Annotated in this window: 21 protein-coding genes and 1 tRNA gene; 2 read left to right on the forward strand and 20 right to left on the reverse strand. The window is 71.1% G+C overall.

What is annotated here, in order from left to right; all coding sequences use genetic code 11:
- Positions 1-171: 171 nt before the first annotated feature.
- The 4 genes from polA to Q1K57_RS14175 form a co-directional block, all read right to left on the reverse strand.
- Positions 172-2,874, reverse strand: coding sequence for a DNA polymerase I (polA, locus tag Q1K57_RS14160; protein ID WP_300083720.1), 2,703 nt, complete (start codon positions 2,872-2,874; stop codon positions 172-174).
- Positions 2,875-3,065: 191 nt separating this feature from the next.
- Entirely contained in the window at positions 3,066-3,710 is a 645-nt protein-coding gene (locus Q1K57_RS14165; RefSeq protein ID WP_300083722.1) for a DUF3618 domain-containing protein, read from the reverse strand.
- Positions 3,707-4,198 (reverse strand): phage holin family protein, encoded by a 492-nt coding sequence (locus Q1K57_RS14170; RefSeq protein ID WP_300083724.1) that lies wholly within the window; start codon positions 4,196-4,198, stop codon positions 3,707-3,709. The genes Q1K57_RS14165 and Q1K57_RS14170 overlap by 4 nt, the downstream gene beginning before the upstream one ends.
- The gene (locus Q1K57_RS14175) at positions 4,195-4,992 is read right to left on the reverse strand and encodes a hypothetical protein (protein ID WP_300083726.1); all 798 of its coding nucleotides are present in this window, start codon (positions 4,990-4,992) and stop codon (positions 4,195-4,197) included. The genes Q1K57_RS14170 and Q1K57_RS14175 overlap by 4 nt, the downstream gene beginning before the upstream one ends.
- A 119-nt stretch (positions 4,993-5,111) precedes the next feature.
- Here Q1K57_RS14175 and Q1K57_RS14180 point away from each other — a divergent pair, with 119 nt between their 5' ends.
- Positions 5,112-5,516 carry a PaaI family thioesterase gene (locus Q1K57_RS14180; RefSeq protein WP_300083728.1) on the forward strand — a complete coding sequence of 135 codons (405 nt, stop codon included), beginning with the start codon at positions 5,112-5,114 and terminating at the stop codon, positions 5,514-5,516.
- An 82-nt stretch (positions 5,517-5,598) separates the two neighbouring features.
- Here the strand turns inward: Q1K57_RS14180 and Q1K57_RS14185 are convergent, their stop codons facing one another.
- Complete coding sequence (locus Q1K57_RS14185) at positions 5,599-6,255, reverse strand: response regulator (protein ID WP_300083730.1); 657 nt, start codon at positions 6,253-6,255, stop codon at positions 5,599-5,601.
- A gap of 111 nt (positions 6,256-6,366) precedes the next feature.
- Between Q1K57_RS14185 and Q1K57_RS14190 the strand changes: the two genes are divergently transcribed.
- A tRNA-Leu gene (locus Q1K57_RS14190) sits at positions 6,367-6,451 on the forward strand.
- Positions 6,452-6,471: 20 nt separating this feature from the next.
- On the opposite strand, the gene pyk is transcribed toward Q1K57_RS14190, so the two are convergent.
- From pyk to murF, 15 genes are all read right to left on the reverse strand, one after another.
- Positions 6,472-7,905 (reverse strand): pyruvate kinase, encoded by a 1,434-nt coding sequence (pyk, locus tag Q1K57_RS14195; RefSeq protein ID WP_300083759.1) that lies wholly within the window; start codon positions 7,903-7,905, stop codon positions 6,472-6,474.
- Positions 7,906-7,999: 94 nt separating this feature from the next.
- A complete protein-coding gene (locus Q1K57_RS14200; RefSeq protein ID WP_300083732.1) occupies positions 8,000-8,914 on the reverse strand; it encodes an RluA family pseudouridine synthase in 915 nt (304 codons plus the stop codon).
- Positions 8,911-9,474, reverse strand: coding sequence for a signal peptidase II (lspA, locus tag Q1K57_RS14205; protein WP_300083733.1), 564 nt, complete (start codon positions 9,472-9,474; stop codon positions 8,911-8,913). The genes Q1K57_RS14200 and lspA overlap by 4 nt, the downstream gene beginning before the upstream one ends.
- Positions 9,447-9,866 carry a TraR/DksA family transcriptional regulator gene (locus Q1K57_RS14210; RefSeq protein WP_300083735.1) on the reverse strand — a complete coding sequence of 140 codons (420 nt, stop codon included), beginning with the start codon at positions 9,864-9,866 and terminating at the stop codon, positions 9,447-9,449. The genes lspA and Q1K57_RS14210 overlap by 28 nt, the downstream gene beginning before the upstream one ends.
- Positions 9,867-9,993: 127 nt before the next feature.
- On the reverse strand, positions 9,994-11,295 hold the full coding sequence (locus Q1K57_RS14215) for a DivIVA domain-containing protein (protein WP_300083737.1): 1,302 nt from the start codon (positions 11,293-11,295) through the stop codon (positions 9,994-9,996).
- Positions 11,296-11,404: 109 nt separating this feature from the next.
- Positions 11,405-11,920, reverse strand: coding sequence for a cell division protein SepF (gene sepF / locus Q1K57_RS14220; protein ID WP_300083739.1), 516 nt, complete (start codon positions 11,918-11,920; stop codon positions 11,405-11,407).
- Positions 11,921-12,054: 134 nt separating this feature from the next.
- The gene (locus Q1K57_RS14225) at positions 12,055-12,759 is read right to left on the reverse strand and encodes a polyphenol oxidase family protein (protein WP_300083741.1); all 705 of its coding nucleotides are present in this window, start codon (positions 12,757-12,759) and stop codon (positions 12,055-12,057) included.
- A gap of 16 nt (positions 12,760-12,775) precedes the next feature.
- Positions 12,776-13,954, reverse strand: coding sequence for a cell division protein FtsZ (gene ftsZ / locus Q1K57_RS14230; protein ID WP_300083743.1), 1,179 nt, complete (start codon positions 13,952-13,954; stop codon positions 12,776-12,778).
- A 216-nt stretch (positions 13,955-14,170) separates the two neighbouring features.
- Complete coding sequence (locus tag Q1K57_RS14235) at positions 14,171-14,902, reverse strand: FtsQ-type POTRA domain-containing protein (protein WP_300083745.1); 732 nt, start codon at positions 14,900-14,902, stop codon at positions 14,171-14,173.
- On the reverse strand, positions 14,899-16,317 hold the full coding sequence (murC, locus tag Q1K57_RS14240; RefSeq protein WP_300083747.1) for a UDP-N-acetylmuramate--L-alanine ligase: 1,419 nt from the start codon (positions 16,315-16,317) through the stop codon (positions 14,899-14,901). Before murC ends, Q1K57_RS14235 begins: the two co-directional genes overlap by 4 nt.
- 1 nt (position 16,318) lies before the next feature.
- The gene (gene murG / locus Q1K57_RS14245; protein ID WP_300083749.1) at positions 16,319-17,464 is read right to left on the reverse strand and encodes an undecaprenyldiphospho-muramoylpentapeptide beta-N-acetylglucosaminyltransferase; all 1,146 of its coding nucleotides are present in this window, start codon (positions 17,462-17,464) and stop codon (positions 16,319-16,321) included.
- 9 nt (positions 17,465-17,473) lie between these two features.
- Positions 17,474-18,751 (reverse strand): putative lipid II flippase FtsW, encoded by a 1,278-nt coding sequence (gene ftsW / locus Q1K57_RS14250; RefSeq protein WP_300083751.1) that lies wholly within the window; start codon positions 18,749-18,751, stop codon positions 17,474-17,476.
- A 28-nt stretch (positions 18,752-18,779) separates the two neighbouring features.
- Positions 18,780-20,267 carry a UDP-N-acetylmuramoyl-L-alanine--D-glutamate ligase gene (murD, locus tag Q1K57_RS14255; protein ID WP_300083753.1) on the reverse strand — a complete coding sequence of 496 codons (1,488 nt, stop codon included), beginning with the start codon at positions 20,265-20,267 and terminating at the stop codon, positions 18,780-18,782.
- Positions 20,264-21,337 (reverse strand): phospho-N-acetylmuramoyl-pentapeptide-transferase, encoded by a 1,074-nt coding sequence (gene mraY / locus Q1K57_RS14260; protein WP_300083755.1) that lies wholly within the window; start codon positions 21,335-21,337, stop codon positions 20,264-20,266. Before mraY ends, murD begins: the two co-directional genes overlap by 4 nt.
- Entirely contained in the window at positions 21,334-22,770 is a 1,437-nt protein-coding gene (gene murF, locus Q1K57_RS14265; RefSeq protein ID WP_300083757.1) for a UDP-N-acetylmuramoyl-tripeptide--D-alanyl-D-alanine ligase, read from the reverse strand. The genes mraY and murF overlap by 4 nt, the downstream gene beginning before the upstream one ends.
- Positions 22,771-22,827 lie beyond the last annotated feature (57 nt).

The raw sequence follows: 22,827 nt of genomic DNA on the forward strand, positions 1-22,827 counted from the left end.
ACCAGGTCGAACGGTTCCCCGGCCGCCACCCGATCGGCGGCCACCACCCCGCCCACGGACGTCACGTCGACCGACGGCAACCCGGCCGCGGCGGCGGCGTCCGACAACTCCTGCAGCACGTGCCTCGTCGCCATCGACGAGATCGCCCTCAGACCCACTCCAACCCCCTGCTCAGTGTGCCGCGTCGTGCCAACTCCGGCCGACACCGATGGACACGTCCAGCGGCACGGCGAGATCCATGGCGCCGCCCATCGTGCGCCGCACCACGGTCTCCAGCGCGGCGCGCTCCCCGGGCGCCACTTCGAACACCAGTTCGTCGTGAACCTGCAGCAGCATCCGGGACGACAACCCCTCGCGCGCCAGCGCCGACTCCACGTCGAGCATCGCCACCTTGATGATGTCGGCGGCGCTGCCCTGGATCGGCGCGTTCAGCGCCATCCGCTCCGCCATCTCACGGCGCTGCCGATTCGACGACCCCAGGTCGGGCAGGTAGCGGCGGCGTCCGAGCAGCGTCTCGGTGAAACCCGTCTTGCGAGCGGTCACGACGATCTCGCCCAGGTAGTCGCGCACGTGCCCGAACGTCTCGAAGTACTCCTCCATCAGTCCGCGGGCCTCCGACGTGGGGATCCGCAACTGGGCGCTCAGCCCGAACGCGCTCAGCCCGTAGGCCAGCCCGTAGTTCATCGCCTTGATCTTGGCGCGGAGCTCGCCGGTGACCTCTTCGGGCGTCACGTCGAACACGCGCGACGCGGTCACCGTGTGGAAGTCCTTCCCCGAGGTGAACGCCTCGATGAGGGCGGTGTCCTCCGACGCGTGCGCCATGATCCGCATCTCGATCTGGCTGTAGTCGGCGCTCATCAGCGATTCGAACCCGGCCCCGACCACGAACGCCTCGCGGATCCGCCGCCCCGCCTCCGTCCGGATCGGAATGTTCTGCAGGTTGGGGTCCGTCGAGCTCAGCCGACCGGTGGCCGCCACCGTCTGCGAGTACGTCGTGTGGATCCGCCCGTCGTCGGCGATCGACTTCTGCAGCCCTTCAACGGTCTGCCGCAGCCGGATCTGGTCGCGATGCCGCAGCAGGTGCGCCAGAAAGGGGTGCTCCGTCTTCGCATACAGCTGTTCGAGCGCGTCGGCGTCCGTCGTGTAGCCGGTCCGCGTCCGCCGCGTCTTCGGCATACCCAACTCGTCGAACAGCACGGTCTGCAGCTGCTTGGGCGAGCCGAGGTTCACCTGCCGCCCCAGCACCCCGTACGCCTCGGACGCCGCCTGCTGCACCCCCGCGTCGAAGTCCGACCACAACGCGTCGAGCGCGTCGGCGTCCACGGCGATGCCGGTGCGTTCCATGACCGCCAGGGTCCGCTGCAGCGGCAACTCCACCTCCGCCATGAGCGACCGGCCACCAGCCGCGTCCAACTCGGCTTCGAGGACGCCCGCCAGCTCGGCCACCGCCCGCGCCCGCACCATCGCGTCGGTGCCCTCGTCGGGGTCGTCGAAGTCGAACGCCAGCTGCTCGCTCGGCTCGGCACCCGCCGAGTCCACGGCCAACTCACGCTTCAGGTGTCGCACCGTCAGGTCGGCCAAGTCGTAGGTGCGTTGGTCGGGACGCAGCAGGTAGGCGGCGATCTGCGTGTCGGACGCCAGCCCCTGGAGATCCCACCCGCGAGCCCACAGGGCCTCCAGCGGGCCCTTCGCGTCATGCAGAGCCTTGGGCCGCGCCGGGTCGGCCAGCCAGCCAGCCAGCGCCGCGTCGTCGGCGGGGGTCAGCGTCTCGGTGCTCACCCACGCCCCGGCCCCGTCGAGCGACGCCAGCGCCAGGCCCGACACGTCGCCCGTACCCGCCCGCCAGTGACCCGTGGCGTCCACCCCGATGAGCCCGGCGGCGTGCTCGGCCAGCCAGCCGGCGACCGCCCCGGGCGCGAGCACCTCCCCCGCCACGTCGAACCCGCCCTCGGGCTCCGCCTCGTGCTGGGGCAGGGTTTCGAGCAGCCGCTCCCGCAGCACCCGGAACTCGAGCGAGTCGAACAGTTCGTGCACCGCCTCGCGGTTCCAGTCGCGCCGCTCCAGCGAGTCGAGGCTCACGGGCAACTCCAAGTCGCACACCAGGGCATTCAGCTGCCGGTTACGCCGGACGCCCTCCAGGTTGGCCCGCAGGTTCTCCCCCGCCTTCCCGCGGACGCCGTCGGCGTGCGCCAAAAGGTTCTCCAACCCGTCGAACTCGGCGAGCCACTTCGCCGCCGTCTTGGGGCCCACTCCGGGAATGCCCGGCAGGTTGTCGGAGGTCTCGCCCACCAGCGCCGCCAGCTCGGGGTACCGGGCGGGTGCGACGAGGTACTTCTCCTCCACCGCCGCCGGCGTCATGCGCGCCAGGTCGGAGACACCTTTGCGGGGGTACAGCACCGTCGTCGACGCATCGACGAGTTGCATCGAGTCGCGGTCTCCGGTGCAGATCAGCGTCTCCCAGCCTGCACCTTGGGCCTGCCGCGCCAGTGTGCCGATGATGTCGTCGGCCTCGTAGCCCTCCAGCTCGACGTGGACGATGTTCAGCGCGTCGAGCACCTCCTTGACCACCGCCACCTGCCCCTTGAACTCCTCCGGCGAGGTGGAGCGATTCGCCTTGTAGTCGGCGTACGCCTCCGTCCGGAACGTCTGCCGGGAGACGTCGAACGCCACCGCCACGTGCGTCGGCTGCTCGTCACGCAGCACGTTGATGAGCATCGACGTGAACCCGTACACGGCATTGGTGTGCTGCCCCGTCGTGGTCGAGAAGTTGTCGACGGGCAGTGCGAAGAACGCCCGGTACGCCACCGAGTGCCCGTCGATCAGCAACAGCCTCGGCCGACCGGACGCCGCCGGTGCGCTCACCCCTGTGGTCACCTTCAAGAGCCTAGCGGCAGCCACCGACAATTCCCGGGGACGGGCGAGCCCCGTCCCGCAGGGTGCGGCGGGACGGGGCTCGTGGTGTCGACAACTCGACCAGCGGGGTGCGGTGCTGCTCGACCGGCACTGCTCGACCGGGACCAGTCGACCGGCACTACTCGACCGGCACCGGCTCGGCCGGGCAGGCGTCAGTGCTCGCGCTTGACCTCGTCGGCCTCGGTCTTGGCGTGGTCCTGCACGGCCTGGGCCGAGTCCTGGGCGTGAGCCTTGATCTCGCCGGCGGCGTCCTGCGCCTCGGCCTTCACCGTCTCCCCCGCCGACTGCGCGGCGAACTTGACGCTGTCGGCCGCCTCCTGCGCGGTGGGCTGCAGGTTCTGGCGGGCGTTGTCCGCCATCTCCTTGACGTGATCGACGACCGGCTGGGCGGCGTCCTCGACCTGCCGAGCGGCATCCTTCTCGACACGCGAGGCCGGCAGCAACCCACCGACGAGCGCACCGACGCCGAACGCGATGAGTCCGGCCGCGAGCGGGTTGCCCTGCGCCTGCCGCTTCAGCTGGCGGGGGGCGTCCTGAACGGCGCCGACCGCAGAGTCGCGCGCGCCGGCCAGCGCCTGCCCGGCGCCCCCGACGGCACCGTCGTCCCACGGGTCGTTCGGGTCGCCGAAGACCTTCGCCTTGAGCTCGGCCGCCTTGCCCCGCAGGTTGTCGACCTGCTCGCGGGCGATGTTGCCGGGCTTGGCGGAGTCGCCGAGCGCGTTGACGTTGTCGCTCAGCTCGGCGCGGGTGCGCTCGATGTCGCGACGGATCTCTTCCGGGGTCTGGCTCTGGCTCATCGGTTCTCCTCTTCGTTACCGGTGGCGGCGTTCGGAATCTTGGACAGGGTTTCGGCGGTCTTGGGCAGGCCCTTGACCTTGGTGAGTTCGGCGCGACCGGCGGCGGCGAGGACCGCCGCCACCACCAGCCAGATGACCATCACGATCAGCCCGCTCCACCCGAGGGCGGGTGCGGCGACGCTGCCGATCAGCACGGCGAGCCCCCACCACAGCGCCAGGGTCAGCGCAATGAGGGCGAGCAGCGCGGCCACACCGGCGCCGGCGAGCATGCCGACGCCCTTGCCCGCACGGGACGCCGCCTGCGAGGCCTCGGCCTTGGCCAGTTCGACCTCCTGACGGATCAGCGTGGACGCGTTGTCCATCAGGTCGGACGCGATCTCCCCGAGGGAACGGTCCTCGGCGCGGTAGCGCGCATAGCTTGCGTCCGCCTCGGACGGCACCGCCGTCGCACCCGGCGGCAGCGTGGGGTCGTACGGATCCGAGGTCATCGGCTCTCGCCCCACTCGCTGCGCACCTGCACCTCGTCGACGACGGCGTCGCGCGGCACCAGCGGCTCGCGGGACACGGCCGGATCGAACTCGGCGGCCGGCTGGGCGGTGAACGGGGAGCCCTGACCGAGCGTCCGGTGCGTCTCATAGCCCTCGTAGCGCTGGTCGTCCGCGTGGGCGCCCTGCAGGCCGCGGAAGAGGCGTGCCGCGAGGAAGCCGGCGCCGGCCGAGATCGCGAGGAACGTCCACGGGTTGCGGGCCGCGTAGCGCCGCAGCCTCACGAGGACGTCATCGGGGCTCTTCTGCTCGAGGAAGGTGGCGAGCTGATGCCCGTACTGCTCGGCGCGACCCGCGAGGTCGGTCATCGGGCCCGACGCCTCCGAGCGCGTCATCGTCTGGAGCTCGTCGCTCAGCTGACGAACGAAGGAGGCCAGCTGCCCCTGGGCCGCACCGGCTTGGGTGCGCAGCTCGTTGGCGCCTTCGTCGAGGAGGCGGCGGCCCTGGAGCTTGGCCTCGTCCATCACATGGCCCGCTTCCTGCTTCGCCGTGTCGACGACACCGGACGCCGCCGTCACGGCATGGTCCTTCACGTCCTTGGCCTCGCCGGCGGCATGGTCGGCGACGCCCTTGGCGCGGTCGCCGGCGGACGGCGGCTCACCGACCGGCGAGCCCGGCACGGGGCTGTCGGTCGTCGGCCGGGGCGCGAGGGGGTCACTGGCGCGATTGCCGGTCTCGTCGATGAACTCGGGGGTGTGCGTCTCCCGTTCCCAAGTGGGTTCGTTCGGATTGGCCATGCTTTCCTCCTCGAAAGTGGGCGTGCGGCACGGACCGTGCGGCACGTTGCCACACACGCTAGGCATCGGTTCGGCGCCACGGATCACCCGTAGGGGTAGGGCTCGGGCAAGATGACCCCATGGACGTCGTCGAACAGGTGAAATCAGCCGCCGCTAGGTCCGATGGGCTCGACCAGCGGATTGGCATCGAGGTGTTGGAGCTGTCCGCCACCCATGCCGTCGGGCGTGCGCCCGTGGCGGGCAACACCCAGCCGCTGGGGCTGTGGCACGGCGGCGCGTCCTGTGTCCTGGCTGAGTCGCTGGCCTCTCTGTCCGCGGCCGTGGCGGCCGGTGGAGGCGCCGTGTTCGGCGTGGACATCAACGCCACGCACCACGCGCCCGCCCGCGCGGGCTGGGTCACGGGGCGGGCGACGGCGCTGCGGGTCGGCCGCAGCCTGGGCACGTGGGAGGTGGTCCTCACCGACGACGCCGGCGAGCGCATCTGTACCGCCCGCGTCACGTGTGCGCTGCGGCCGCGCCCATGATCTCAGACGCCGACGCCGGGTGAGCGCTGAGAGCGCCCACCCGGCGTCGCGTGCGGCACCGCCGCGAACGGCGGCGTCCGGGTCAATCCTCGTCGGCGCGCTTGCGCGCAGCGGCCCGCTTGCCCGACTTCCCGCCGGACTTGCGGTGGTCGATGACACCCTCGGCGACCTCGCGCATGGGCTTGCGGAGGTCCATGGCGGTCTTCTGGATCCACCGGAACGCCTCGGCCTCGGTGAGGCCCAGCCCCTCCTGCAGGATGCCCTTCGCCTGGTCGACGGCCTTGCGGGTCGCCAGGCGGTCCTCGAGGTCTGCGACCTCGTCGTCCAGCTGCCGGATCTCGGCGAAACGAGCGATGGCCAGCTCGATCGCCGGCACCACGTCGGAGGCGTCGAACGGCTTCACCACGTACGCCATCGCGCCGGCCTCGCGGGCCCGGTCGATGAGCTCCCGCTGGCTGAACGCGGTGAGCATGACGACGGGGGCGATGCGGTCCTCGGCGATGGCCGTCGCGGCCGTGATGCCGTCCATCTTGGGCATTTTCACGTCCATGACCACGAGGTCGGGCTCCAGCTCGCGCGCGAGCTTGAGCGCCTCCTCACCGTCGCCCGCCTCGGCAATCACCTCGTAGCCCTCGGCCGTCAGCAACTCGACGAGATCCAGACGGATCAGCGCCTCGTCCTCGGCCACGAGCACCCGCGGCTGCCTCTGGGGGACCGGCTTCTCACTCACCTTCGTCACTCCACTTCTTCATTCCATGATCCCGGGGGTCGGGTCGTCCCGACCCCCAGCTTAGGTTGTCCATCGTTTTCCGGTCGGCGTTCCGCGTGTGGCAGGATGGATGCGCACCCTGCCGGGGTGGCGGAACGGTATACGCGGACGGCTCAAACCCGTCTGGACCTAACAGTCCTTAGGGGTTCGAATCCCCTTCCCGGTACTTCGGCCGGACGCCGTCGGTCACGGCACGACGGCGACCCGCAGCGCGTTCGTCTTCCCCGCCGAATGCTTCGGATTGCCCGAGACGATCACGACCTTGTCGCCCGTCGTCGCCATCTGCTGGCCGACCAGCCCGTTGAGCACGGCGTCCACCATGGCGTCGACGCTCACGTACTCGGGGGTCGTGAACGACTTCACGCCCCACACCAGCGTCATCTTCTGCGCCGTCTCCACGTAGGGGCTGAACGCGCACACCGGGATCTCCGAGCGCAAGCGCGTGAGGCGCAGCGCCGTGTCGCCCGTCTTGGTGAACGCCACGAGGTACTTCGCCTCGATCTGCTCGGCCACGTCGACCGCAGCCTTCGCGATGATGCCGCTGGTGGTGTGCGGGTCCCAGTCGATGAAGTCGATCTGGTCGAGACCCATCGACTCCGTCTTCCGGATGATCCGCGCCATCGTGTCCACGGCCTCGATCGGCCAGGCACCCATCGCGGTCTCACCGGAGAGCATCACGGCGTCGGCACCATCGAGGATGGCGTTCGCGACATCGGACACCTCCGCGCGCGTCGGGCGCGGCGCGCTGATCATCGACTCGAGCATCTGCGTCGCGACGATGACCGGCTTCGCGGCGTGGCGAGCGGCCTGGATGATGCGCTTCTGGGCGCTCGGCACGTCCTCCAGCGGCAGTTCCACCCCGAGGTCGCCACGGGCGACCATGATCGCGTCGAACGCCACCACGATGTCGTCGATGGCGGCCAGGGCCTGCGGCTTCTCGATCTTGGCGATCACCGGGATGCGCTTGCCGACCTCGTCCATGATCGCGTGCACGTCGTCGACGTCGGACGCCGACCGCACGAAGGAGAGCGCCACCATGTCGACGCCGTGTTCGAGGGCCCACCGCAGGTCGTCGGCGTCCTTCGCGCTCAGGGCCGGCACGCTGACGGCCACGCCGGGCAGGTTGATGCCCTTGTTGTTGCTCACCTGTCCGCCGATGATGACCTCGGTCACCACATCAGTGTCGGTCACCTCCAGCGCGCGCAACTCGATGGCGCCGTCGTTGATGAGGATCTGGTCACCGGGCTTGACGTCCTCGGTGAGGGTCTTGAGGGTCGTGCTGGCCCGCTCGGCGGTGCCCGGCACGTCGTCGATCGTGATCGTGAACCGGTCGCCGGGATTGATCTGCTCGGCACCGTTCACGAACCGGCCCAGCCGGATCTTCGGGCCCTGCAGGTCGGCGAAGACACCGATCGGCCGGCCGGCCAGTTCGGCGGCCTGGCGCACGGCGTTGAGGCGGCGCAGGTGATCTTCGTGGTCGCCGTGGCTCATGTTGAGGCGGGCCACGTTCATGCCCGCGTCGACCAGTTCGTTCACTCGTTCGAGGGTGTCGGTGGAAGGGCCCAAGGTGCACACGACCTTGGCGCGTCGGTTGGGGAGTCCGTCATTCTTGAGATTCACCACGTCCTCCACGTTATCGCAGGACCGTGACAGTTCCGTTACCACGCGGGGGCGGACGGCAATTGGAGGCAACTTCCCTTGCCAGCTTGAGAAATCACTCCGATGCAACGGCCTGCAACGCGGCGTCGAGATCGGCCGGGTACGGGGAGGTGAACGTCACCCATTCCGCCGTCGACGGATGGGTGAACGACAACTCCACGGCGTGGAGCCACTGGCGGTCGAGACCCAGCTTCGCGGCCAGCACGGGGTCGGCCCCGTACAGCGGATCCCCGACACAGGGGTGCCTGATCGCGGCCAGGTGGACGCGGATCTGGTGCGTCCGGCCCGTCTCGAGGTGAATCTCGAGCAGGGTGGCTGCCCGGAACGCCTCGAGGGTCTCGTAGTGCGTGACGCTGTGCCGTCCGCCGTCCACGATCGCCATCTTCCAGTCGTGGCCGGGATGCCGTCCGATCGGGGCGTCGATGGTGCCCGTGAACGGGTCGGGGTGGCCCTGGACGAGCGCGTGGTAGATCTTGTCCACCTCGCGGCGCCGGAACGCTCGCTTGAGTGCCGTGTAGGCCGGCTCGCTCTTCGCCACGACCATCAGGCCGGAGGTGCCCACGTCGAGCCGCTGGACGATCCCCTGCCGCTCCGGCACGCCGGAGGTGGAGATGCGGAACCCGGCCGCTGCCAGGTGGGCGACCACATCGGGTCCGTCCCAGCCGAGCGACGGATGCGCGGCGACTCCGGCGGGCTTGTCGACGACCACGATGTCGGCGTCGTCGTGCACGATCCGGATGCCGGCGACCTCCTGCGGGACGACCGTCGCCTGTCGTGGCGCAGGGATCTCGACCTCCAGCAGGTCACCTGCCGCGACCCGCGTCGACTTGCTGACCGGGGCGCCGTTGAGGAACACCTGTCCCTGCTCGACCAGTTCGGCGATGCGGCTGCGGCTGACGCCCGTCATGCGGGCGGCGGCGGCGTCCACCCGCTCTCCGGCCAAGCCGTCGGGCACCAGATGGACACTCACTCGGACGCCGCCCGTTCGGCCTTGTCGGCCCGACGCCCCGAAGGCTCGACGCCAGCAACGGCCACCAGCCAGATGATCGCGACCGCGGCGAACGTGATGCACATGTCGGCCACGTTGAAGATCGCGAAGTAGGGCAGTTGCAGGAAGTCGACGACGTGTCCGTGGGCGAACCCCGGCGGACGCACGAGCCGGTCGGTCAGGTTGCCGAGGATGCCGGCCAACAGGAGCCCCAGCGCGACCGACCAGCCGCGATGCCGGGTCCGGGGCAACAGCCAGGCCAGGACGAAGACGAGCGCCGCAGCGGCGATCACGGTCAGACCGACCGTGAAACCCTCCCCCATGCTGAATGCGGCCCCCGGATTGAAGATGAGCTGCAGGGTCAGCAGCCCCCCCAGCAGGACGGGCGGATCCGCCGGATCGAGATAGGTGATCGCCAGGTACTTGGTGACCTGGTCGAGGGCGTAGCCGACGGCCGCGATGGTGAGGGCCGTCGTCCAGATGAGGCGCCGGGCGACCGGCGCGTGCGGGGCGCCTATCGCCGCTCCTCCCGCTGCTTGCACGTCACGCACATCGTGGCGCGCGGGAAGGCCATGAGCCGGTCCTTCCCGATGGGCTCGCCGCACGATTCGCACCAGCCGTACTCGCCGGCGTCGAACAGGCGCAGCGCCGTCTGGGCCTGGTCGAGCAGGTCGCGGGCGTTCTGCGCCAGCGACATCTCCTGGTCACGCTCGAAGTTCGAGGAGCCCACGTCGGCCGGGTCGCGGCCGGCCCCTTCGGTGCCCTCGTCGAAAAGGCGCTCGAGGCCGCGGGCGCTGGTGGCGAGGGCGCGCTCCATGCGCTGGACATCGAAGACCAGATCCTCACGGATCTCCTCGAGCTCGTCCGCGGTCCAAGGGTCTTCGCCCTCCAGGATCGGAACCACCACGTTGCCGCCATCGGCCTTCTTGGCCATCGGGGAACCTCCGTTTCAAGCGTCGGTGAGCGCCGAGGCTACCACCCCGGCAGCACCAACGGGGCCGGACGCCGCACGTTGGCGTCCGGCCCCGCCGGATCGTTTCAGTCCACTGATCGTGAGGGGATCATTCGCCCTTGCCGAGCAGTGCGTCCAGACGCGGAGTGCTCGACGTGCCCCGCATGTTCTCCTTGAGCAGGTCGGGCTCGTCGTCGGGCTGGATGAGGTTGTTGGTCAGCGCGTCGATGTGGCTTTGCAGGTTCGACGTGAAGGTCGATCGGAACCGGCCCTCGAAGTCGCGCAGGTGGTCGACGCGGCTGGCCAGTTCGTCGCGCTCGCTCTCGAGCGTGGTGAACAGCTCCTCGCGGCGGGCCGCGGCGTCCTTGTCCACCTGGGCGGCGCGATCGGCGGCGTCCTTGGTGACGTTCTCGGCGTTGACGCGGGCTTCGGACTCGATGCGCTCAGCGCGCGTCTGCGCATCGGTGACGAGGTCGTGCGCCTTCTTGTCGGCGTCCTCCGTCACCTGCCTCGCGTGCGCCTGGGCCTCGTTGGTCGTGCGCTCGGCGTTGCCCTGGGCCTCGGACGTGACACGCTCGGCCTCGGCACGGGCCTCGGAGGTCACACGCTCGGCTTCGGCCTGGGCGTCGGAGGTGAGGCGCTGGGCCTCCGCCTTCGCCTCGACGACCAGCGACTCGGCCTGCTCGGTCGCCATCTGCAGCAACCGGGTGACCGCCGGGGACGCCTCGGCCGCCGACCGGACCACGATCTCCTCGCGGTTGGCGGAGGCCGCGACGCCGGCCACACCCACCGCACCGGCCGTAGCCTGCGCGCGCAGGTTCTCGACCTCGCCACGCAGGCCGTTCAGCTCGTCGTCCTTGCTCGCGAGCTGGGCGCGCAGGTCGCCGAGCTCGCCGTCCTTGCCGCCGAGCTGCTCGCGCAGCGCGTTGAGCTCGTTGTCGCGGCCCGCGATCTCGCCGCGCAGGTGCTCAGCCTCGTCGCCGCCACCCGCGAGGGACTCGTTGAGGGAGGTGATCTCCTGGTTCTTGCGGGACAGTTCGTCGTCGCGCTCCGCGAGGAGGCGGCTCTTCTCGTCCAGCTCGGCGCGCAGGCCGTTGACGACCTCCTCGTTGTCGCCGGTGGCAGCGGCGGACCGCACCTCCTCCAACTCCCGCGAGCGCGCCTCGAGCTCACTCTTCAGGCGCTCGATCTCGGCGTCCTTCGCGGCCATCGCCTCGGAGTCGTCACCGCCGGCACCCTCCCCCGACTTCAGGGCAGCAACCTGCTGCCGCAGCGTGGCGTTCTCCTCGGCCAGTTGCACCAGGGTGGTCTCGACACGGTCGACGAACGTGTCGACATCGGCCGGGTCGTAGCCGTTGCGCCGGGCCAGGTGGAAACGCGTGTCGCGCACCTGTTCGATGGTCAGGGTCATTGCTCACCTCACGTGTGGGACAACCAGTGGGAGCCCAGCACGACGAGGCGCACGGGCAGTATCTCAGCGTAGTGCAGAGCGGCCCACCCGGCCAATGAGGGCGCGCGGCTCAGCTCTGGTTGAAGAACCCGCCGGCGATCCGCTCCTTGTCCTCGGCCGTCACGTTGACGTCGGCCGGCGAGAGGAGGAACACCTTGCTCGTGATGCGTTCGATCGTGCCCCGCAGGCCGAAGATCAGGCCGGCGGAGAAGTCGACGAGGCGCTTGGCGTCGGCGTCCTCCATGTCGGTGAGGTTCATGATGACGGGGATCCCGTCACGGAAGTGCTCGCCGATGGTGCGCGCCTCGTTGTAGGTGCGCGGGTGGACCGTGACGATGCGGCTCAGGTCGGCGGTGGCCTTCGCGGTCGCCGGACGCCGCGCGTCGAGTGCGGTCACGGACGCGTCGGAACGCGGCTCCACCTGCGTCGTCACCTCACGGCGCACCGGCTCGCGGTCACGGTCGCGCGGCTCGTCGCGGTCGAAGTCGACGGCCTCGGTGCGCTCGTCGTCCCGCTCGTCGTCCGGATAGGGCGAGTCGGACATCAGGCCCAGCCAGACGGCGGCCTTCTTGAATCCATCGGCCATGGTGAACCTTTCGTTCGTGATCACGAAAACCTTAGCCCGCGCCGTCACATCCACCGCTGCGGCACGCCCGGCGTGCCCGCGCTCCGGACGGCCGGACGGGGCGGGAGTGGCCCCGGGAGCCCTCGCCCGTTTGTTCAGTGCGTGCCGGCGAGCCACACGATCCCGGCGAGGCGGCCCGCCGCGGGGTTGCGCCGGTGGCTGTGCAGGTGCTCGGCGGTGAGCGTGCACTCGCCGACCTCGGCCACCGCTACGCCGAATCCCTCCAGCTGATGCCGCGCGGCGCCCCCGAGGTCGATCCCGAGCGTCCCCCAGCGCGTCGTCGGGACGCCCACACCGAGGCGCGCGGCGGCGTCCGTGGCCATCGCGTCCGGCACCTCGTAGCAAGCCCCGCAGATGTGCGGACCCACCCAGGCCTGCAGGGCGGCGTCCGTGCGCGCACGCACCGCGGCCACCGCGGCCCCGATGACGCCCGCGAGCAGACCCTCGCGGCCGGCGTGCACCGCCGCGGCGACCGTGCCCGCGGCGTCCGCCAGCAGGATCGGAACACAGTCGGCGACCCGCACCGCCAGCCCAATCCCGAGCTGCGTCGTCACGAGCGCATCTGCCTTCGTCGCCGTCAGATCGATCAACCCGGACGCCGCCGGCGCGGCCTCGACGACGCACACGTCGGCGCCGTGCACCTGGCGCACGACGGCGATCGGGACGCCGAGGGCAGCGGACACCCGCGCGAACGCCGCGGCTCGGTGGGCGGCGTCCTGACGATCGCCGAGATCGATCTCGGCCGAGGTGAACGCGACCCCGACGCCGTCGGCGCCGGGGTCGGTGCGATGGGTGAACATCACGGTTGCGTGGGACTCACTTGAGGAAATCGGGCACGTCCAGCTCGTCCTCACCCAGCTGCTCGTTCGGGCGGTAGGCCGGCCGCGGGGGCTGGGGCCGCTCCTGCGGCGGTTCCGCGGGCTGGGCCGGCGCCGAGGCCGGCTGCTTCGGCTCGTCGGCGGGCTTCGCCGGGGCCGACGGCGCGCTGGGGCGCTGACGCGCCAGGTCGGGCTGGCGGGTGATGCCGGGCTGGCGCCGCGGCGGCTGGCCGCCGTCGAAGCCGGCCGCGATCACCGTGACCCGCACCTCGTCGCCGAGAGCGTCGTCGATGACCGTGCCGAAGATGATGTTCGCGTCCTCGTGGGCCGCCTCCTCGATCAGGTTGGCCGCCGCGGACACCTCGAACAGGCCGAGGTCGGAGCCGCCGGCGATCGAGAGGAGGACGCCATGGGCACCGTCGATCGACGCCTCGAGCAGCGGGCTGCTGACCGCCATCTCGGCGGCGGCGCGGGCGCGGTCCTCGCCGCGGGCCGAACCGATGCCCAACAGCGCCGAGCCGGCGTTGCTCATGACGGCCTTGACGTCAGCGAAGTCGAGGTTGATGAGACCGGGCGTCGTGATGAGGTCGGTGATGCCGGACACGCCCTGCATGAGCACCTGATCGGCCTGCTTGAAGGCGTCCAGGATCGCCACCTGGTGATCGGTCATCTCGAGCAGCTTGTCGTTGGGGATGACGATGAGGGTGTCGACTTCTTCGCGCAACGTCGAGATGCCGCTTTCGGCCTGCGTCGAGCGCCGCTTGCCCTCGAAGCTGAACGGGCGGGTGACCACGCCGATCGTCAGGGCGCCCAGCGAGCGGGCGATGCGTGCCACGACCGGGGCGCCGCCCGTGCCGGTGCCGCCACCCTCGCCGGCGGTGACGAAGACCATGTCGGCCCCCTTGAGGACCTCCTCGATCTCGTCCGCATGGTCGTCTGCGGCCTGACGCCCCTTGTCCGGATCGGCGCCGGCACCGAGGCCCCGCGTGAGATCCCGGCCGATGTCGAGCTTCACGTCGGCGTCGCTCATGAGCAGTGCCTGGGCGTCGGTGTTCACGGCGATGAACTCGACGCCGCGCAGGCCCGCTTCGATCATGCGGTTGACGGCGTTGACACCACCCCCACCGACGCCGACGACCTTGATCACTGCCAGGTAGTTCTGGGATGCACTCGCCACGGTTGCTTACCGTTCCTTACTCGACACGGATCTGATTGCACGTTCCGCCCACGGGCGCGAGTGGCTGCTGGAGCGGGGAAGGAACAGCGCGGGTGGACTGGTGGCAAGGGTAGTGCAGGCCCTTCGGGCCCTGCCCATCGCGCCTGCCCCATCGGCGCGCCCCTCAACCTCTGGTTGAGACTTTGCCCCTCAACCCTCAACCGACCAGAGGCCGGCTCACCGAGTGGTCGGGTTGGTCGGGGCGGACACGTCGTACACGCGCGCCTTCACCGACAGCAGCGGCACGAGGACCTGACCCTTCAGCTCCGAATCCTCGGGGCTGCCCCACACGACCGTCCGGCCGTCGGTGAGCTCGAGGGCGATCGAGTCGAGGGTCGAGCCCTTGATGGCACTCGTCTGCTCCCGCACGACCGAGGGGAGCGTCCGCGCCACAGCGGCATAGGCCGACAGGAGCTCCTGGTCTCCGCTGCCTTCTTTGGCCTGCAGGACGCCGTCCGGCCGGTCCTTGCCGGTGTGGAAGGAGACGCCGTGCTCGTCCACCCACGTCACCTGGCTGCCCCTCACGAGGACGAGTAGCGGCGTCCGTTCGGTGATGTCGATCGCGACGGTGTGCGGGAACTGCTGCGTGACGGTCACGGATGCCACAGCGGGCAGGGTCGCGACCCGGCTTGCCACCTCGCCCGTGTCGACCCGCGCCAGCGGACCGCCGAGCGGCAAGGCGGCGGTGGCGACGACTTCGTCGTAGGTGAGGGTGGCAAGCCCCGAGATGGTGACCTTGTCGACCGAGAAGACCGACGAGTAGCCCATGAGCCACGCCCCTCCGCCGAAGAGGACCAGGACGCCCAGCAGCACGCCCACCACCGTCTTCCGCCGCCGGAGCCGGGCCTGCGCGCGACGCTTGCGGGCCCCGGTGACGTCGACGAGGGGTTCGGTGACGCGCGTGCTCATCGCCGCTCTCCCAGACGGGCCAGCACGAGTGGGCCGAGCGTGGTGATGTCGCCGGCGCCCAGCGTGACGACGAGGTCGCCCGGCCGCAGCCGCGCCGCCAGCGCGTCGGCCGCGGCCGCGAGCCCGGGCACGAGCAGTGTGTCGGTGCCGGCGTCCGCAACGGGCCGGGCGATCAGGTCGGCGGACACACCGGGGAAATCGGCAGCATCCTCCCGAGCCGGGTAGATGCCGCAGACGACCACGAGGTCGGCGGCCCTGAGGGCGTCCGCGAACTCGCCGGCGAAATCGCGGGTGCGGCTGAAGAGGTGGGGCTGGAACACCGCCACCAGCCGGCCACCCTCCTCCACCCGCGTGCGGGCGGCGGCGAGCGCGGCGGCCACCTCGGTGGGGTGGTGCGCGTAGTCGTCGTACACGCGGACGCCGCCCAGCGCCCCCTTGTACTCGAACCGCCGGTGTGTTCCCGCGAAGTCTGCCAGGGCGCTGCGCAGGGCTGGGCCGTCGTGGCCGAGCGCCCGCCCGACCGCGTAGGCCGCCGCAGCGTTCTGCAGGTTGTAGCGGCCGGGCACGGCCAGCTCGAGGGCACCCTCGTCGCCGTCAGCGACGAGCCGGGCTCGCGTCACCGCGGCCGTCAGCTCGAGGTCGGTCAGCCGGACGTCGGCGTCCGATCCTTCGCCGACCGTCACGACCTGCTTTCCTGCGGCGGCGAGGGCTGCGGCCAGCTCGGGTGTGTGCGGGTCGTCGGCCGACAGCACGACCGTCCGGACGCCGTCGGCGCCCGCCATCTCGGCGAAGCCGGCGACGTACGCCGCGGGGGTGCCCCAGTTGTCGAGATGGTCGGCCTCGATGTTCGTCACTGCGACGATCTCGGCCGGGTACTGCAGGAAGGAGCCGTCGGATTCGTCGGCCTCCACGACGAACGCCTCGCCGGTGCCGAGTGCCGAACTCTCCCCGGTCGCGGCCAGCGGCGAGCCGATCACATAGCCGGGGTCGGCGCCCACACCGACGAGCATGGTCGCGATCATCCCCGAGGTGGTCGTCTTGCCGTGGGTGCCCGTGACGGCGACTCCGCGCCGCCCGAGCATGAGCGCGCCGAGGGCGGCCGAGCGGTGCCAGACGCGCAGCCCGCGCCGGCGTGCGTCGGCGAGCTCGGGGTTGTCGGGCTTGATCGCCGAACTCACGACGACGGTCTCGGCCTCGCCGAGCTGGGCGGCGTCGTGCCCGACGAAGGTCGTGATGCCGAGCCGCGCGAGGTGGTCCAGCGCGGGCGAGGGAGACCGGTCGCTGCCCGAGACGGGCACGCCGAGCGCATGGTAGGCGGCGGCGATCCCGCTCATGCCGGCGCCGCCGATCGCGATGAAATGGACGCCGCCCACCGCGGTGGCCGGCTGCAGGGGGACGGGGCGGAGCAGCGGCATGTCACTTCCCCTTGGCGACGTCGAGCACGATCCGGGCGAGGTCGGACGCCGCGTCCGGCGGCACCAGCCCACGGCAGGCCGCCGCCATGCGCCGCAGCCGCTCGGGATCGGTCATGATCGGCAGCACTTCGGCGAGGAGACGGTCGGCGTCGAGCTCCGCGTTGGGCACGAGGACGCCGGCGCCGCCCTCGACGAGGAAGGTGGCGTTGCGCGCCTGCTCCCCGTTGCCGTGCGGCAGCGGGACGAACACGACCGGCAGGCCCACCGTCGCCGTCTCGACGACCGTGCCCGCCCCCGAGCGGCCGACCATGAGGTCGGCGGCGGCGTAGGCCTGCTCCATGGCGTCGACGTAGCCGACCGGGCGGTAGGTGGCGCCGGTCGCCGGGTCGGTGACGGCGGTGTCGGCGTCCGTGATGTTCTTCGGGCCGAGAACGTGCAGGACGTCGATACCGGCGGCGAGCAGCCGGTCGCGGGCACCGACGACGGCCGTGTTGATCGCGACCGCGCCCTGGGAGCCGCCGCTGACCAGCAGCAGGGGCCGCCCGGCGGCGAAGCCCAGGGCGGTGCGGGCGGCGTCCTGCTCGGCGGCTTTGTCGAGGCTGGAGAGGGCGGCCTTGACGGGCAGGCCGACGTAGCGTGCCTTCGGCAGCGGCGTGTCGGGGAAGGAGACCGCGGTCACGGCCGCGAACCGGGCGGCCACCTTGTTCGCGAGACCCGGAACGGCGTTCTGTTCGTGGATGACGACCGGCGTGCGGCGCAGCCGGGCCGCCAGGTAGACGGGCAGCGACACGTACCCGCCGAACCCTACGACGGCGTCGGCGTCCACGTCGTCGAGGATCGCGCGCGCCTGCCGGACAGCACCCCACAGGCGGGCCGGAACACCCAGCAGCGCCGGGGTCAGCTTGCGCGGCAGCGGCACCGGCGGGATCATCCGCAGGTCGAGCCCGGCCGCAGGGATCACCCGGGATTCAAGGCCCTTCGGCGTCCCCACGCTCACCAGGCGCACGCCGGGCTCCTGCTCGCGCAGGCGCTCGGCGGTGGCGATCAGCGGCGACGTGTGCCCCGCGGTACCCCCGCCGGCCAGGACGATCGAGACCCCGCGTGCCGGGCGTGGCGGATCCTCGTTGGTGGAGCTTGTCGAGACCATGTCTTCCTCTCAGGAACGGCCGGGCAGAACGGCCGAGATGCGCCGCCGCGGGGCGCGGGCCCGGGCGCGGCGCTTGAGCCATGCTCTGGCATCGGGCTCGTCGCGGCCGCAGGCGACCAGGACGCCGAGGGCGATGAGGTTCGCGAGCAGCGCGGAGCCACCGTAGGAGACGAGCGGCAGGGGGACACCCAGGACGGGCAGCAGGCGCAGTACGACCATGATGTTCACCAGCGCCTGCATCATGATCCAACTCGTGACGCCGGCCGCGACGAGGCGCCCGAAGAACGTGGAACTGCGCAAGGCGATCCGGACGCCGGCGTAGCCGAGGACGACGAACAGGGCGATCACGGCCAGGGTGCCGATCAAGCCCAGTTCCTCCCCGATGATGGCCAGCACGTAGTCGGTGTGGGCCTGGGAGAGGCTGCCCCACTTCTGGCGGCTGTGGCCGAGACCGACGCCGAACCAGCCCCCCGTCGCCAGCCCGTAGAGGGCCTGCATGGGCTGGTGGTTGACGCCGCTCGGATCCGCCGCAGGGTCGAGGAATCCCCCGATGCGGGCGATACGTGACGGGTTGGCGAGCACGAGCGCGCCCAGACCTCCGGCGACGACGACGCCAAGGGTCCCGAGGACTCGGAAGGGTGCGCCCACGCACCACAGGACCGCCACGACGAGACCACCCATGATGATGGCGGTGCCGAGGTCGTGCTGCAGGATCACAAGGCCGATGAGGAGCAGGGAGAAGGGCAGGAAGGGCACGAGCAGGTGTTTGGGCTGGTCCAGCAGCTTCCGCTTGTTGGCGAGCACAGCTGCACCCCAGACCACGATCGCGATCTTCGCGAACTCGGCCGGCTGCAGGCGAAGCATCGAACCTTCGCCGCCGAGGTTGAGCCAGTTCGTGTTGCCGCCGACGCGGTACCCGAGCGGTGTGAACGTCAACACCAGCAGCAGCCCTGCGACCCCGAAGATGAGCCAGCCCATCGAGCGAAGTCGGGTGACCGAGATCCGCGAGGCGATCCACCCCGCGACGATCCCGACCACAAGGAACACCACCTGCCGCTTCATGAAGTAGAAGGCGTCGCCGAACTGTGTGTAGCTGAACACCGTGGACGCCGACCACACCATGATCGACCCCAGGGCCAGGAGCAGCCCGGCGGCCGAGCCCACCAGCACCACGTCGGCCATCGGGTGGTTGAGCCAGGCCGAGGCGGTCGTCGCGAGCGCGGACCGTTCGGTCGGGCGCGGTCGGTTCGAAGTCCGAGGCGGCTTGCTCGGGGTCAGGATCGCCACCTGTTCCTCCTTCTCAGCTGCGTCGTCCTCAGTCGTGCCCGTCCAGGCGACCCACGGCGTCCGCGAAGTCGCGCCCCCGGGCGTCGTACCCCGGCCACATGTCCTTGCTGGCGCACCCGGGCGCCAGGAGGACCGTGTCACCGGGCTGCGCCAGGCGCGCCGCCTCGATGACCGCCTGGGTCATCGCCTCAGTTTCGCCGGAATCGATGACGATCCGGGGGACGTCCGGCGCGTGTCGGGCGAGGGCGTCCGCAATGACCTGGCGGTCCACGCCGAGCAGCACGGCGCCCCGCAGCTTGGCCCCGTAGGTCGCCACCAGCTCGTCGAACATGGTCCCCTTGGCCTGGCCGCCGGCCACCCACACGATCGAGTCGAACGCCCGCATGGAGGACGCCGCCGCATGCGGGTTGGTCGCCTTCGAGTCGTCGACGAAGGTGACGCCGCCGACCTCGCCGACGGTCTGGATGCGGTGGTCGCCGAGCTGCAGTGCTTTCAGCCCCTCGGCCACCGCCTGCGGGCCGACACCGAAGCTGCGGGCCAGCGCGGCCGCTGCCAGCGCGTTCTCGACGTTGTGGGGCGCAGCCGGCTGCACGTCCGCCACGTGCGCGAGCGGCAGCGCCGAATCGCGGCGCTGCTCGACGAACGCGCGGTCGACGAGGAGGTCGTCGACGACGCCGAGCATGGAAGGTGCCGGCACGGCCAAGCGGAACCCGATCGCACGCGCGCCCTCGGTGACCTCGGCCTCCTCGACCATTCGTTCGGTGGCCGGGTCGGCCACGTTGTACACGCACGCGTGGGTGACCCGCTCGTAGATGCGGGCCTTGTCGGCGGCGTAGGCGGCGTACGGGTCAGCCTCGTGGGCGTACCACTCGAGGTGGTCGGCGTGCAGGTTCAGGACGGCCGCCGAGTGCAGGGCCACCGAATGGGTCCAGTGCAACTGGAAGCTCGACAGCTCGACCGCGAGCACGTCGTAGTCGATCTCGTCGAGCAGCGCCTCGATGATCGGCCGGCCGTAGTTGCCGACCGCCGAGGTGCGCAACCCGGCCGCCGACAGCATCGATTCGAGCATGGCCGTGGTGGTGGTCTTGCCGTTGGTGCCGGTGATGCCCAGCCACGGCACCACCCGGTCGGGCTGCATCATCCGCCAGGCGAGCTCGACCTCGCCCCACACGGGGAGTCCCCGTTCAGCCGCCTGGGCGAGCAGCGGCGCCGTCGGCCGCCACCCGGGCGACGTGACCACGAGGTGGACGCCGTCCGGAAGCACGTCCGTGGCCCCCTCCCCGAGGGTCACCTCGACGTCGAGCTGCCGCAGGAGCTCGGCCTTCTCCACGTTCTGGGCGGCGTCCGAGGAGTCGAGGACGATGATCCGGCCGGCCCCCAGCGCGATCAGGCCGTCAGCCGCGGCGAAACCGGAGGTGCCGAGGCCCGCGACGAGGACGGTCGCCTCGCCCCACGGGGACAGGCGGTCGGCCGCGCCCAGCCAATCGAGCGTGTTCACGCGTGCATCCCCACTCATGGCAGGCGGGCGACCCATTCGGAGTAGAAGACGCCGAGGCCGGCGGCGATGAAGATGCCACAGACGATCCAGAACCGGACGACCACGGTCTGCTCGGACCAGCCCTTCATCTCGAAGTGGTGGTGCAGGGGCGCCATCTTGAACAGGCGTTTGCCACCGGTCAGCTTGAAGAACCCCACCTGCAGCATCACCGACAAGGTGATGATGACGAACATGCCGCCGAGGATCACGACCAGCAACTCGGTGCGCGTCATGATCGCGAGGCCGGCCACCGCACCGCCGAGCGCGAGGGAGCCGGAGTCGCCCATGAAGATCTTGGCGGGCGACGCGTTCCACCACAGGAAGCCGAAGCAGGCGCCGGCCAGGGCGAACGAGATGGCGGCGAGGTCGATCGGGTCGCGCGCCACGTAACACTGCGGCCCGGCGGAATCGAGCCGCGAGCACCACTGGTTGAACTGCCAGACGTTCACGATCGCGTAGGCGGCGAACACCATCGTGCTCAGGCCGGTGGCGAGCCCGTCGAGACCGTCCGAGAGGTTCACACCATTGCTGAGCGCAGCGATGATGAAGATGACCCAGATCATCGCGAGCGGCAGCGGCAGGGCCAGCCACGCGATGTCGCGCAGGAACGAGACCGCCTGGCTCGCCGGCGTCACGCTGCGCTGGTCGGGGAACTGGAAGACCGCCCAGGCGAACGCGATGCCGATGATCGCCTGGAGAGCGAGCTTGGCGCGACTGTTCAGACCGAGGCTGCGGGCGCGCGAGATCTTGATCCAGTCGTCCAGGAACCCGACGAACCCCAACCCGGTGAACAGGCCGAGCAGAAGCAGCCCGGAGGCCGTCGGGGGCCGCAAGAAGATGAGGTGCGCCCCGAAGTAGGCGATGAGGACGGCGGCGATGATCGCCAGCCCGCCCATGGTCGGCGTCCCCTTCTTCTTGAGGTGTTCGACGGGGCCGTCGTCGCGGATGTACTGGCCGTACCCCTTCCGCACGAGCAGCGCGATGGCGACGCGCGTGCCGACCAGGGCGCCGACGAGACCGAGCACGCCGGCGAGCAGCACCATCATCATGGCCGGGCTCCCCCGTCCGCGACGAGGGCGTCGGCGACGCGGTCGAGCGCGAGACCCCGGGAGGCCTTCACCAGCAGGACGTCGGCCGGGCCGAGGCTGCCATCGAGGTGGCGGGTCAGTGCGGGCACGTCCTCAACGTAGCGTGAACTCCCTGCGTCGCCGAAGCCGGCGATGAGGTCATGGCCGAAAGCGCCGGTGGCAACGAGCTCGTCGATGCCGAGTTCGGCCGCCAGCTCGCCGATGCCCCGGTGGGCTGAAGCGGCACCGTCGCCCAGCTCCAGCATGTCGCCCAGTGCTGCCACGAGGCGCCCACCCGGACGCCGCAGGCGGCTGAGCGCGACGAGTGCGGCCGACATGGAGTCGGGGTTGGCGTTGTAGGAGTCGTTCAGGATGGCCAGCCCGTCCGTTCGCTCGACGAGTTCCATCCGCCAGCGGGAGCGCGGCTGAGCGGCCGACAGGGCGGCTGCGACGGCGTCCGGCTCGAGACCGGCGGCAAGCGCGACCGTGGCGGCGGCGAGCGCGTTGGCGACCTGGTGCTCGCCGAGGACGCGCAGCGTCACGTCGGCGCGCGCCGGGGGGCGGTCGTCGCCGGCGACATGGAGCGTGAACCGGTGGCGCTGCAGCTCGTCGGCGTCGATGTCCGCGGCCCAGACACGCAGCGCGGCGCCGGTCTCGACGGGGTCCTGCCGGCTCGACCAGGCGGCCACACGGGCCTGCGTGCGCAGCGCCATCGCGATGACGCGCGGGTCGTCGGCGTTGAGAACGGCCCAGCCGTTGGCGTCCAGCGCCTCGACGAGCTCTCCCTTGGCCACCGCGATCTGCTCGACCGAGCCGAACTCGCCGAGGTGGGCGTGGCCGACGTTGAGGACCGCGCCGATCGTGGGCGGCGTCACGCGGCAGAGGGCGGCGACGTGCCCGAGCCCACGCGCGCCCATCTCGGTGACGAGGTAGCGGGTGGCGGCGTCCACGCGACAGGCGGTCAGCGGGGCACCGATCTCGTTGTTGAACGACCCGGGCGGGGCGACGGTCGGGCCGCCCGACTCGAGCACGGAGGCGATGAGGTCCTTGGTGGAGGTCTTGCCCGAGCTCCCGGTGACGCCCACCACGACGAGCCCGCGGGCTTTGCCGCGCGCAACCACGTGCGTGGCCAGGTCGGCCAGCGCCCGCACCCCGCCGGCGACGAGCACCTGCGGCAGCGGCACGTCGACCTCGCGGGTCACGAGGGCGGCGGCCGCCCCCGCCTCCGCCGCACCGGCCATGAAGTCGTGGCCGTCGACGCGCTCGCCCGGCAGGGCGACGAACAAGGCCCCGCGGGAGGCTTGGCGCGAGTCGATGACGACATCGGGCCCCACGAGCGCGCCCGCCGGCGCGTCCGCACCCGCCAGCCGGCCTCCCGTGGCCCCGGCCAGCTCCACCAGCGTGATCGGTTCCACCGCGCTACTCCTCCCCCAGTTCGCGGACCACCGCGACGTCGTCGAAGGGCGAGATCA

This window comes from Propioniciclava sp. (genome assembly GCF_029977985.1).
GTDB lineage: Bacteria > Actinomycetota > Actinomycetes > Propionibacteriales > Propionibacteriaceae > Propioniciclava.